Source organism: Agrobacterium sp. GD03872 (assembly GCF_029840625.1).
GTDB lineage: Bacteria > Pseudomonadota > Alphaproteobacteria > Rhizobiales > Rhizobiaceae > Agrobacterium > Agrobacterium fabrum_A.
On sequence record NZ_JAOCCY010000004.1, the window covers coordinates 243,173 to 255,373 of the forward strand.

Genomic DNA, 12,201 nt, shown 5'->3' on the forward strand with positions numbered 1-12,201 from the left:
TGACTCCGCACTACGCCGCGCAAATGCGCGGAGCCTGTTGATTGAAGGGTAGATAAAAGCGATGAAGCGGCGGTCAGGCCGCTTCGGGTTGCATCAGACGAAGCAAATCAGGCTTCGTTGTAAGAATGCCGAGCGCGCTTTTCAGGTGCGCGAGCCGGATGCCCGTCGCTCCGCCAGTAAGGCGCTTGGCTGTTTCGAGAAGCTGGACGAGATCGCGGAAATTCGTCTTTGCGCCATAAGCCGCGAGGCCCGCATAAGCGTCCATGCCTTCCACATTATATGTGCTGCCGATAAGATCGCAGTCCGTCCGGCTCGGCGCTGGAAGCTGCCGCGTCATGGCGATCCGGCTTTCAATCTGCGCCCAAGTGTCGGCTTCTTTCTTGCGGGTGGATGCCAACCGTTCGGCGTTTCCAGCCAGTAAAAGACCGATGCCGCATTTTTCCTGAATACGGAGAAGTTCCCGGAAAGCAGGTACTTCCAGCGTCTGAACTTCATCGACAACAAGCAGGATTGGCCCTTCGACGTAAGCGCCAGTCTTCTGGTTGTAGCGACTGCCAGACCGGAAATAATAATAGGCTTCGTTCGCCAGTTCATCGATATACTTTTGCCGCGTAAGCTGACCAGCTTCCTTCAAAAGCAGTTCCAGCATGCCTTTAGGAGCCTTGCTCTGCTGTGAGATTTCGCAATAGACGCCGCCGAAATCCTGCGCGATATGCCACAGTGCAGAGCTTTTGCCGGTTCCCGGCTTGCCGATCAGGCGAACGGGGAAACGCAGGTCAAGGCTGTATTGAGCGGCTTCACGCACAAGCTTGACCGTGGCGGTTTCAACGATGATTTCGGGAATGTTCGCAGGGCGACCGCGCATTATTGTACCTGCCTTCCTGATCCGAAGAATTGAGATAACAAGCTGACCGCTTCGTCATTGGAGCGGCGGATTTCGTCGTCACGGCGCTGAGCGTCCAGACTATCAACGGCGACCGGCAGGATTGCCCGCCGCTGCGATCCGGGTTGATTGATGGAGATCGTGGCATCCGGTTCATTCGGAACAACCGGCAACTGCTTGCGCCCGAACTCGATCAGTTCCGCGCCCACGTCGATAGTGGGAACCGACTTCGCAAGTTTCGTCAGCGCCTTGTTGCGGATGCTGCCACGGCGGGCGCTTTCCTTCGCACCGCGCTCGTCCAGTACGTCGAACTGCCTGTCGGAAACCGCGATACCGATATCGTTGCCGTCCTCATCGGTGATCCGAAGCTCGGCAAAACCGTGGTATTTCGGCACATGGGCGATGACGGAACGCCCGAAGAACTCAAGAAGGCCGTCGCATGTCCAAACACCGTTATAAAGGTCAATACCGTGCTGACGCACCTGCCGCATGACGGGTTTTGTGAACACCATCAGCAATTTGTTCGGATCGAGTACGGTCGCTTTCCAGCCCTTGTCCACGAAGGACTTGAACACCAAGGCGGGCGAGCGGCCCTTGAGAGCGCCCTTTTGCGGCATGTGTTCGTAGGAGGTAAGATGGCTGTAGACGATATCGCAAAACGCATCGAACCCACCTTCGAACGGCGCATGCAGCTTGCCGAGCTCGGGCCGCTTTGGGTTCATCGGGTCATCGTCACGCCAACCTTGGATGTGCCGGAAATGCTGCTGGTTTACCTGTCGGAACCAGCCTTCGACATGCTTCGCGGCGGCGTTGTACGCCTTGGCGCGGATGACGTGATTGCGATCCTTGGTGCCATTGAAGGGCATCAGCCTCGTGCCGAGCCGCAAGGCGTCTTCCAGATCGTCGGCAAACTGGTATTCGGAGCCGTTATCGACATAAAGGAACTGCGGAACGCCAAAGGCCGGATGCTGGCACATGTTGACGAAGGCGGTGATGATATCGCTGTTGCGGACGCCGCCGCGATTGTCGAACTGGATGAGTTCGCAGAAAACGCGGTTGGTCGCGATATCATGGAAGGCGATCAGCTTCGGTGTTGAATATGTGCCATCGTCGCGGCGCACATGTACGTTGATATGGTGCACGTCCATGACGACAATTTCCATCGGCACAAGGCCAGCCGTCGAGCGCCGGATACGCGGCTTGTCATCTTCACTGGCCTTCCGGTCAACCTTATGCCGGTAGACCGCCTTGTATTGATGTTCGTCCTGCACGAACTCCTGCGGGATGGAAAAGACCAAAGGATTATCGGTCTCAAAGCCGTAAGCTCCCGTGATATCCTTGAGCTTTTCGCCAGCCAGAACGCGGGTTTGCTTGAACTGCGACCCGCCTTTGATCAGGCTGCGCACGTACTGCTTGAGATCGCTGTGAATCGTCCCCATCGTCTCATGATCGAACGGGACGGCCTTCATCCAAGCACGGCTGACAAACACCTTCTTGTCGCCTTTGTCGCGACGAACGCGCTGTGCAAGGCCGACGATGCCGTATAGCTCGTAAGTCTCGATCCACTTATAGAGCGTGGATTTGGTGAGCGTGCGCTTGTGGCCGGTCCAGTCGAGGCGGGAAACGCCTTCCAGTCTGTCGATTTCGGCCTTGCGCTCGGCGCTGCCCTTGGGCTGTTTAACAGCCGGTTCGATGATTTCGAATTTCCACGCCCGCTCATGATGGGCGGTGTCGTCGCCGAGACGAAAGCTCGACACGACTTCATTGGTCATTTGAAGCGCCTTTAAACGGTCTTTAAGATGCTCTGGAAGGCTGGAAACTTTGACCTGATATTGAATGCCAGAGCGACCGCCGCGACCGTGGACGGTACGGACTTCGAGTGCGTGTCCATGCCACAGTCGCTTCGTTCCTGCGACAATGGCCTGACATAACCTGTTAGCTACTTGCCTCTGCATCCCTGTTACGAACGCAAATTCAATTGTTGTGATCCAAGCGGCTTCCTGCATTAAAGCCGCTCCGCGACGGAGATAAGTCTTTCGCGTAAAGCTAGGGCTTTAGGGCCATTTCTTTTACCCACGAGCGCGTCCGAAGCCCAAACTCGATCAATCTTGTTCGCAATGCACCACTGATTTAACGATGTACCACTTGCAATGAATCTTCCTCGCACCGCATTTAACAATGCTGCGCTGGCTGGTATGTCACGAACGGAGAGAGATGCAGTAATCATGATGTAGTCATGACTACATTTTGTGTACTTGTCAACGGGGAAAAAATGAAGAAACCGATAGACCTATACATCGACAACCTAAAACGGCTGGTTGGCGTGGAAACTGATACCGAACTTGCGAAGAGCCTTGCTCTATCTAAGCAGGCTATCGCCGCATGGCGGCGGCGAGAGGCAGTACCTTTAGCCCAGCAGCAAATCCTTACCGCACTATATGGCCCTGAAGCGGCCTTCAATGAAGAGATCGGCTACATAGCAACACAGCGTGAGAGGGTGGCGATCCTGTCAGCGTTCTTCCGGCTTTTTGACCAGTATCGCGATATCCTCGACCCCGCCAAAGAGAAAGACGCGTATGAAACTTGGGCCGAAGTACTCCTTGGTTTCGAGGGCGATCTACAGCACATGGTTCGTAGCGGTGGCTGGATCGGTGTGAGCGCGGAAGGCAAACCCTCCGAGTTCACAACTAGCGAAATAGCCAGAGTGGTGGCGGCCTTGGTCGAAGATCGACAAGAAAAGATGGGGTTGCTTCGTGATATGCTTCGGCCAGATGAGCTATAGGGTTCCCAATAAGGTTCCCAATCACAACATCGCAGAGCATTAGATCGTGAGAAGGTTCCCAATATATTCTGCGTAATCAGTCACTTAGCCGCTACGCGAGAATGACGCATTACGAGGTTTGCCAATACAGCGATTGGGGACCCCTATTTACGGGAAAAAAATCCAATAAAAACAACGAAATTTTGCGGTTTTCATTCCAGCTTATCTACCGGAGTTTTTGGCGCGCCATTCCCGTTTTGTTTTCGCACCTCCACAGCTTCACGAAATTTTAGGGGATTGCAGAACACATATGGAACATATAGTGTTCGTTCTGTATTTGTTTCGCGACTTCAACGACGATTCTCAAGGGTGTTTTCCTCATGCTCACGCGCAAACAGCAGGAATTGCTTCTCTTCATTCATGAAAGAATGAAAGAGTCCGGCGTGCCGCCCTCCTTCGATGAAATGAAGGACGCACTCGATCTTGCCTCCAAATCCGGCATCCATCGGCTGATCACCGCCCTCGAAGAGCGCGGGTTTATTCGCCGGCTACCTAATAGGGCTCGGGCGCTGGAAGTCATCAAGCTGCCCGAGGCTTACGCTCCGGGCGCAAGGCCGCAGCGCGGTTTTTCTCCGAGCGTTATCGAAGGCAGTCTCGGCAAGCCAAAGGCGCCGGAACCGGCCCCTGCCCCCAAGGCGCCAGCCAATGATCTCGGCGGCGCCGTCACCGTTCCCGTCATGGGCCGCATTGCCGCCGGTGTGCCGATTTCCGCCATCCAGAACAACACTCACGATGTGGCCGTTCCGGTCGACATGCTGGGTTCGGGCGAACATTACGCGCTTGAGGTCAAGGGCGATTCGATGATCGAGGCCGGCATTTTCGATGGCGACACCGTCATCATCCGCAATGGCAATACCGCCAATCCGGGCGATATCGTCGTGGCTCTGGTGGACGATGAGGAAGCGACCCTGAAACGTTTCCGCCGCAAGGGCGCCTCCATTGCTCTGGAAGCGGCCAATCCCGCCTATGAGACCCGCATCTTCGGGCCGGACCGGGTGAAAATCCAGGGCAAGCTGGTTGGGCTGATCCGCCGTTACCATTGATCCGGGTCAACCGTCATCCTCTCGAAGCGGGATCGTTGTGTAGATGCAATTCCCATTGAAGATGGCGGCATCCCGCAATTCGGCTGATTGTGAGGAAGCTGGACAGATCGTTCTTTCCATGGGCGGATTTGTTTCTTCCGGCAAAGATCGACAGCAATTTCATATGGGTGTTTCACGTGGCTTCTGGCCCGGCGGGCGGACTTTTGTGATCCCGCGCCGTCTGGCGCAAGTTTTCGGCGGCGTTGCGGGTATTGCCGACCGGGAAACAGCGGGACGCAGCGCCGTCACCGAATGGTGATACCCGAGGTGCCCGCCCCCCTGCCCTTCGTCACCCATCAACGGGACTTATGGGTGCCATGGATTATTTTCGATATTCCGCGGCGCTTCGACAGGTATAAGAAGCGCAGCATATCCGGGAGACGCGCCATGTACGATCTTTATATCGCCAACAAGAATTATTCCTCATGGTCGCTGCGGCCATGGGTATTGATGCGCACGCTCGGCATCGCCTTCGATGAAAAACTTGTCCCCTTCGGCGAAGGCGTTTCATTCGCCACCTTCTCGCCGACGGGCAAGGTGCCCTGCCTTGTCGACGAGGGCGTGACGATCTGGGAATCGCTTTCGATCGCCGAATATCTCGCTGAAAGACATCAGGGCGTCTGGGCAAGCGACAAGCAGGCGCGGGCCTGGTCACGTTCTGCCGCAAGCGAAATGCATGCGGGCTTCTCCACGCTGCGCAATCTCTACCCCATGTCGGTCGGCATTCGCGTAAAACCGCAGGGCGGCGATGCCGGGCTTGCGGCGGATATCAAGCGGATCGATACGCTGTGGAGCGAAGGCCTCGCGAAATTCGGCGGGCCTTATCTCGCCGGCCAGAAATTCACGGCGGTAGATGCCTTCTTCTGCCCGGTGGCATTCCGTTTCCAGACCTACGGCGCCGATCTTTCGCCTGCGGCGAAAGCCTATTGCGACCGACTGCTCGCCCTGCCCGCCATGCGTGAATGGTACGAGGCCGGCCTGAAGGAAGTCTGGCGCGATGCGGCGCATGAAGAAGAAATCGGCGGTATCGGTGAATTGACCGCCGATCTGCGCGTCAAGGCCTGACGAGTCATGAGGCTGGCGGCGCTTACGGCGATACCGCCAGCAGCCGGGTGACGGCATCCGGCACGTCGCGGTCAAAACGGCCGCTTTTCCAGTCGTAAGAGCGGTGTTCGCTCCATGGCCTGTCCGTTCCGGCGATTGCGGCGCGCAGCCTGCCGACGACCCCTGCCTGATCGCTGCCGGCGAAATCAATCTCCAGCGAACCGGTTCGCCGCAAAATATCGCGGTTCAGCAGCAATGCGCCCGAGCGGCATTGTGAAAAGGCAGTTCTGCGGGAAACGATAACGATATCGGCGATATCGCAGGCTTTTCCCGCAAAGCGACCGTCTTCCAGAACGACGATCCATTCACCGCTTCCGGCGCGGGCCACACACCATATGCCCTTGCGGCAGGTGAAGACACCGGGCTCCGCGTCTCTCAGGGCCTCCGTCATCTGCCGCGCGACCGCCCTCATCTCTTCCGGGGCAAGCCTGGTTTTCGCGGCAAAGGCCACCGTGGTCGCCGCGGCGTCTTTCTTGAGAATGACGGGCGGCACTGGTTGTTCCGGCAGCAGCAATGCTCTTTGCCACTGGCCATAAACGAACCCCCGCGGCTGCGCCTTCGTTGTGTAAACCTTGCCGTCCTCCAGCATCGCCACCAACTCGCCATCCTCATGGACAAGCAGATCGGGCGGATTGCGATAGGCCGTGGCCGCTGACAGGCCGAAGGCGAGCAGCAGCAGGGGAACGCCAAGAAGCGCAAGCCGGCTGCGCAGCAGCGTCAGCAGCAGAAAGCCGGCCGAAGCAAGACCCAGAAACCAGCCATGCGGCCGCCCCGTCGCCGCGCTGCCGCCCCAGGACGCCACCTCCTGCGCAACCGCGATGACGAGCGCCATGCCATAGCCCATGATCTTCAGAAACGGCGCGTCGAGCCCGAAGGGCATGAGCAGCATGGCAATCAGGCCAAAGGGCATGACGATCAGCGACATCAGCGGCATGGCCGCCAGATTGGCAAAAAGTCCATAGGTGGTGACACGCTGGAAATGCTCGGCGGAATAGATGGCCGTCGAAAGCCCGCCAATCAGCGATGTGGTGATGACACCGCCGATAATGGCGCCCGTCATTTCCGCGACAGTCATCCACACCGGCTTGCGTCCGATGTACAGGCGCTCGCGGTCGCTGCGCCAGCGGCTCCAGGCGGCATAGGCGGAGACGAGCGCTATTGTCGCGGCAAAGGACATCTGGAAGCTCGGCCCCATGATTTCCGAGGGCGACAGGGCAAGAATGACCAGAGCGGAAAGCGCAACATTTCTGAGGCTGAGCGAAGGCTGATCGAAGAGAACCGCGACCAGCATCACCGACATCATCAGCCAGGCGCGTTCGGCGGAGACGGCGAAACCGGAAATCAGATAATAGGCAAGCGTCATCAGGAGCGCAGCGAAAGCCGAGATCTTCTTGACGGGCCAGTGCTGCGCAAATGCCGGAAACAGGCTGAAGGCGAGCCTTAGCCCGACGAAAAATATGCCTGACGCCAGCGCCATGTTGAGCCCGGATATGGCAACGATATGGGCAAGGCCGGAAAGCCGCAGCGCTTCCATCGTCTCTGCCGATATCGCCTGTCTCTCATCGGTGACGATGGAGGCGGCAAAGGCCCCGGCATCACCGCCAATCGTGTTGCGGATGCGTTCGGCAATGGCGGTGCGCAGGCCATAGAGCTGCCTATCGGCCCATTCCAGCCAGTCCGTTCCAGCCTTGATATCGTCGGCCGGTGACATGACCGTTTGTGGCGATTTATAAAAGAAGCCCGTTGCGCCTATGCCTCGAAAATAGGAGGCGAAGGCAAAATCGTTGAGCCCCGGCAAGGCCGGGCCGGAAGGCGGCGAAAGCCGCGCCTTGCCGCGGATGGTTGCGCCAAGGGCGACCGGCTCTCCTCCGCCGCGCGCCAGCAGCGAAACCTTCCCCGGCGGGCGTGACAATGTCGGCGCCTCCGTCACAGCCAGTCGCACGATATATCGCCAGTCGCCGCGCGCATCGACCTCCCGACGGGTGACCGTGCCAATGACGGTGGTGGTGACGGGCGTATCCAGCACCACGGTCCCCGCCCGCCGCGTTTCGACCTCGGCGAAAAGCATGCCCAGCAAGAACAGCGCGAAAAAGCCGCAGGCCGTCGCCGCCAGACCCGAGCGATATTTCGTGAAGACTGCCAGGCCTGCGGCGATCAGACATGTGATCGCCAGAACCGGGAATGAAGGCGATGTATCGAGGGAAAACCAGAGGATCGCACCACAGCCGATGACGACCGGCACAAAAAGGAAATCATGGCCGAATTCGCGCTCCTCTGCGAAGCATGCGGTGATTTTTTGAGAGACGACAGTTCGCAGCTTCGGCCTGCCGGCAATGGCAGGCGGATCATAGATCGCGATATCGCCGGTCCGGCGCAGCGGGGACAGGATATCCGCCGTGCAGGGCAATCCGCCCTGCATCGTTTCCGCATATCCGAAATGCTGTTTTTCCCCTTGACCGAGCAATCCGCGCCGCGCCCCTGCCGCACCGGAAACAGGTTTGCAGGCGGATGCGGGGGATTGCAATGCTTTCCTTTAACGCGGCGTTGACCGAGATTGAATTGCTATCGCCGACAAAGCCGGAAGCAACGCAATTGCGTTTGCCGCAATGCACAATTTGACCTTTGGATAGCTTGGCATCGGCGCAAGGATCATATAGCTAATCGGTAGACGCTTAACCGCGGGGCGTGTCTCAACGCCCCCACCCGCATGTTTTCGGAGGATCAGTATGACGGAAAAAAGCGCTACAGTGACACTTGGCGACAAGCAGGTCGAACTCCCGGTCAGGGAAGGCACGATCGGGCCAAGCGTCGTCGATATCGGCACGCTGTATAAACACACGGGCTCCTTCACCTACGACCCGGGTTTCACGTCGACGGCCTCCTGCGAATCCAAGATCACCTATATTGACGGTGACGAGGGCGTTCTCCTGCATCGTGGCTTCCCCATCGAGCAGCTTGCCGAACAGGGCGACTTCCTGGAAACCTGCTACCTGCTGCTTTACGGCGAACTGCCGACCGCTGCGCAGAAGAAGGATTTCGACACCCGCGTCACGCGCCACACCATGGTGCATGAACAGATGAGCCGCTTCTTCACCGGCTATCGTCGCGATGCGCATCCGATGGCCGTCATGTGCGGTACGGTCGGCGCGCTCTCGGCCTTCTACCACGACTCGACCGACATCACCGATCCGCATCAGCGCATGGTCGCTTCGCTGCGCATGATCGCCAAGATGCCGACGATCGCCGCCATGGCCTACAAGTACCATATCGGCCAGCCCTTCGTTTACCCGAAGAACGATCTCGACTACGCCTCCAACTTCCTGCACATGTGCTTTGCCGTGCCCTGCGAGGAATACAAGGTCGATCCGGTTCTGGCCCGCGCCATGGACCGCATCTTCATCCTGCATGCCGACCATGAGCAGAACGCCTCCACCTCCACGGTGCGTCTTGCCGGTTCTTCCGGCGCCAACCCGTTCGCCTGTATCGCGGCTGGCATCGCCTGCCTCTGGGGCCCGGCTCACGGCGGCGCCAACGAAGCGGCGCTCAACATGCTCAACGAAATCGGCTCGGTTGACCGTATTCCGGAATATATCGCCCGCGCCAAGGACAAGAACGATCCGTTCCGTCTGATGGGCTTTGGCCACCGCGTCTACAAGAACTACGATCCGCGCGCCAAGATCATGCAGAAGACGATGTATGAAGTGCTGGAAGCCACCGGCAATTCCGACGATCCGATCATGCAGGTCGCACTGGAACTGGAAAAGATCGCCCTTTCCGACCCCTATTTCGTCGAAAAGAAGCTTTATCCGAATGTCGACTTCTATTCGGGCATCACGCTGAAGGCGCTCGGCTTCCCCACGACCATGTTCACCGTTCTCTTCGCACTCGCCCGCACCGTCGGCTGGATCGCTCAGTGGAACGAAATGATCGAAGATCCGCAGCAGCGCATCGGCCGTCCGCGCCAGCTCTACACGGGCGCCGGCAAGCGCGACTACGTTCCGGTCTCCAAGCGTTAAGCTGGAAAGCCATCTAACAATGAAGGCCGGCGGGTTTCATCCGCCGGCCTTTTTTATGATGCGCGCGGAGCGATCGGGGATGCGCCACAACGCCGGAGACCTGCTTGAGTTTCGGTTGGTGGATTGCCGAGGACTTCTTGCAGCGGGACCACGCGTGGCGGCCGGCACTTCCGTGACCGGCGCGGCATCGAGCGCCGAGGGGATCTTTAGGTAAAGCCGTGGATGAACGGGTTACATCGAAGCGGTATTTTTGCTCTTCAGGACATCGAGAAGAATAGCCGCGCCGGTTTCGCCCGGAGGCACATCCGTGTGCAAACGCTGCTGTACCAGCGCATAACCTTCCAGCATCGCCCGCCTTTCGATCGTGTCGGAAGACAGGCGCTCGGCCCAGCGCAGCATAGAGCCTGCCCTGACCACCTCGTTGAAATATTCCGGCACGAGGGCGTAATCGGCAATCAGGTTCGGCAGGGCGCCAGTCCAGGTTTTCACCCGCTTGCTGAGCATGGTGAAAATCCAGTCGGTCTTATAGACGGAGATCGTCGGCACGCCGGCGAGCGCGAGTTCGAGAATGACGGTGCCGGATGCGGCAACCGCCGCATCGGCCTCGGCAAAGGCATTCCATTTGAAGGCAGCGTCGGCGCCGATTTCCGGCCTTATATCCTCCGGCCATGACGCCGCCATCTCACGGATGCGGTTTTCCTGACGTGGCACGGTCGGCAACAGAAACCGCGTCGGGCCGTTGCGTTCCACAAAGGCCTTCGCGGCCTCCTGAAACGGCTCCATCAGCCGCGTCGTTTCGGTGGAACGCGAGCCCGGCAGGAGAAGAATGGTTTTCGGCTGACCGTCGGCTGGAAGCAGCCGCGCGGCGCGCTTCTGCCGCACCGCCAGCACATCGGCATCAACACTGAGACGATGGCCGACAAAGCTCGTCGGCGGGCCGCCGAGACGCCGCATTGCCTCCGGCTCGAAGGGTAGCAGGGCGAGGACGTGATCGACATAGGAGAGCATCGCCACCGCGCGATACTCCTTCCATGCCCAGACACTGGGGCAGACATAATTGACGACCGGCAGCTGCGGCAATTGCCGACGAACTTTCTTGGCCACACGATGGGTGAAATCCGGACTGTCGATGATCAGCAGAACATCCGGTTTTGCTGCGGCGATAGCCGCTGCCGTCTGGTTGATCCGCGCAATGAGCTTCGGCAGCTTTTTGAGAACCTGTGTGAAGCCCATGATGGAGAGTTCGGAGTAGTCGAACAGCGAAACCAGCCCCTGCGTCTCCAGCGCCTCGCCGCCGACACCCAACAGCTCGATGGGACCCGGATATTGGGCCTTGAGCGAGCGGATGAGATCCGCACCCAGAAGATCACCGGAAACTTCTCCGGCGATAACCGCAACCTTTAATGCCGCTGTCATCCGATCATGTCTCCGCCAACCATGTCTCCGCCGAGTGACGTGTCGATACCGCAGACGAATATGCCCGCAGCATCGGCGGCTTTCAACATCGCGTCGCGATCGAGCACCAGCGCCCGACCGGCCTCGACGGCGATGCCCGCCAGCCCGGCTTTCCGGGCATTTTCGACGGTCTCCATGCCGATTGTCGGCAGGTCGGCGCGCACATCCTGCTGGGGTTTGCACAGCTTGACCAGCACACCCCTGCGGCGGGGCGAGATGCGGCCTTCGGCCCGCAGCGCCGCGACACGCGCCAGCATGCCATCCGTACCCTCGACACCCTCAAGCGCGACGATACGGCCACCGACGGAGACCGCCCCCTGCCCGACATCGAGCTTGCCGAGTGCGAGTGCCGCCTCGGCCGCCTTGCGAATATCCTTCAGGTCTTCTTCGGCGGGCTTCTGCGCGCCGAAAACACCGGTCGTCGCCAACAGGCCCGGCGCGATCTCGTGCGCGCCGATGACTTTTGCGCCGAGCGTGCCGATAATCTTGATGACCATCTGCAGAACGGCGTCGTCGCCGCTCGACAGCAGCGTTCTGACGATGGACGGCAGTTTGAGCAGGATACCGACCGTGGGGCGGATTTCCCGCCATTCCGGCCGCCGCGCAACGGCGCCGGACAGCACGACGCGATCTACCTGATTTTCACGCAGCAGGCGACCGAGGCCCGCGACATCACCGACACTGATGACGGCATTGTCGAAACCGCTCCAGTCGAAACGGGAATCGTCGCGCAGCCGAACAATGAAGGGGTTTTCACCCATCTCACGGGCGGCGGTCGCCACATAAAGCGGCAGCTGGCCGCTACCGGCCACAATGGCGAGACGCCCGCCGCCTGTCACG

10 protein-coding genes are annotated in these 12,201 nt (G+C 59.1%); 5 read left to right on the forward strand and 5 right to left on the reverse strand.

Annotated elements, in window-relative coordinates; all coding sequences use genetic code 11:
- Positions 1-73: 73 nt before the first annotated feature.
- Positions 74-865: an ATP-binding protein gene (locus N5D22_RS12245; RefSeq protein WP_279655255.1), complete on the reverse strand. Its 792-nt coding sequence runs from the start codon at positions 863-865 to the stop codon at positions 74-76.
- Positions 865-2,655: a helix-turn-helix domain-containing protein gene (locus N5D22_RS12250; protein WP_279655256.1), complete on the reverse strand. Its 1,791-nt coding sequence runs from the start codon at positions 2,653-2,655 to the stop codon at positions 865-867. Before N5D22_RS12250 ends, N5D22_RS12245 begins: the two co-directional genes overlap by 1 nt.
- 500 nt (positions 2,656-3,155) lie before the next feature.
- Here N5D22_RS12250 and N5D22_RS12255 point away from each other — a divergent pair, with 500 nt between their 5' ends.
- The 4 genes from N5D22_RS12255 (at position 3,156) to N5D22_RS12270 (ending at position 5,851) form a co-directional block, all read left to right on the forward strand.
- Positions 3,156-3,665 carry a hypothetical protein gene (locus N5D22_RS12255; RefSeq protein WP_279655257.1) on the forward strand — a complete coding sequence of 170 codons (510 nt, stop codon included), beginning with the start codon at positions 3,156-3,158 and terminating at the stop codon, positions 3,663-3,665.
- A 359-nt stretch (positions 3,666-4,024) separates the two neighbouring features.
- A complete protein-coding gene (gene lexA, locus N5D22_RS12260) occupies positions 4,025-4,747 on the forward strand; it encodes a transcriptional repressor LexA (protein ID WP_279655258.1) in 723 nt (240 codons plus the stop codon).
- 55 nt (positions 4,748-4,802) lie between these two features.
- Positions 4,803-5,045: a hypothetical protein gene (locus N5D22_RS12265; protein WP_279655259.1), complete on the forward strand. Its 243-nt coding sequence runs from the start codon at positions 4,803-4,805 to the stop codon at positions 5,043-5,045.
- A 128-nt stretch (positions 5,046-5,173) separates the two neighbouring features.
- On the forward strand, positions 5,174-5,851 hold the full coding sequence (locus N5D22_RS12270; protein ID WP_279655260.1) for a glutathione S-transferase family protein: 678 nt from the start codon (positions 5,174-5,176) through the stop codon (positions 5,849-5,851).
- A 22-nt stretch (positions 5,852-5,873) separates the two neighbouring features.
- Here N5D22_RS12270 and N5D22_RS12275 read toward each other — a convergent pair whose 3' ends face one another.
- Entirely contained in the window at positions 5,874-8,309 is a 2,436-nt protein-coding gene (locus N5D22_RS12275) for a ComEC/Rec2 family competence protein (protein WP_279655261.1), read from the reverse strand.
- Between the two features lie 307 nt (positions 8,310-8,616).
- On the opposite strand from N5D22_RS12275, the gene gltA reads away from it, so the two are divergent.
- Entirely contained in the window at positions 8,617-9,906 is a 1,290-nt protein-coding gene (gene gltA / locus N5D22_RS12280) for a citrate synthase (protein ID WP_006697561.1), read from the forward strand.
- 231 nt (positions 9,907-10,137) lie between these two features.
- Here gltA and lpxB read toward each other — a convergent pair whose 3' ends face one another.
- Both lpxB and N5D22_RS12290 read right to left on the reverse strand, forming a co-directional pair.
- A complete protein-coding gene (gene lpxB / locus N5D22_RS12285) occupies positions 10,138-11,322 on the reverse strand; it encodes a lipid-A-disaccharide synthase (protein ID WP_279659041.1) in 1,185 nt (394 codons plus the stop codon).
- A complete protein-coding gene (locus N5D22_RS12290) occupies positions 11,319-12,200 on the reverse strand; it encodes an LpxI family protein (protein WP_279655263.1) in 882 nt (293 codons plus the stop codon). The genes lpxB and N5D22_RS12290 overlap by 4 nt, the downstream gene beginning before the upstream one ends.
- Position 12,201 lies beyond the last annotated feature (1 nt).

Coding starts and splice junctions, on each gene's coding strand:
- N5D22_RS12245 (WP_279655255.1), bottom strand. CDS start 865: ATGCGCGGTCGCCCTGCGAACATTCCCGAAATCATCGTTGAAACCGCC.
- N5D22_RS12250 (WP_279655256.1), bottom strand. CDS start 2,655: ATGACCAATGAAGTCGTGTCGAGCTTTCGTCTCGGCGACGACACCGCC.
- N5D22_RS12255 (WP_279655257.1), top strand. CDS start 3,156: ATGAAGAAACCGATAGACCTATACATCGACAACCTAAAACGGCTGGTT.
- lexA (WP_279655258.1), top strand. CDS start 4,025: ATGCTCACGCGCAAACAGCAGGAATTGCTTCTCTTCATTCATGAAAGA.
- N5D22_RS12270 (WP_279655260.1), top strand. CDS start 5,174: ATGTACGATCTTTATATCGCCAACAAGAATTATTCCTCATGGTCGCTG.
- N5D22_RS12275 (WP_279655261.1), bottom strand. CDS start 8,309: ATGCAGGGCGGATTGCCCTGCACGGCGGATATCCTGTCCCCGCTGCGC.
- gltA (WP_006697561.1), top strand. CDS start 8,617: ATGACGGAAAAAAGCGCTACAGTGACACTTGGCGACAAGCAGGTCGAA.
- lpxB (WP_279659041.1), bottom strand. CDS start 11,322: ATGACAGCGGCATTAAAGGTTGCGGTTATCGCCGGAGAAGTTTCCGGT.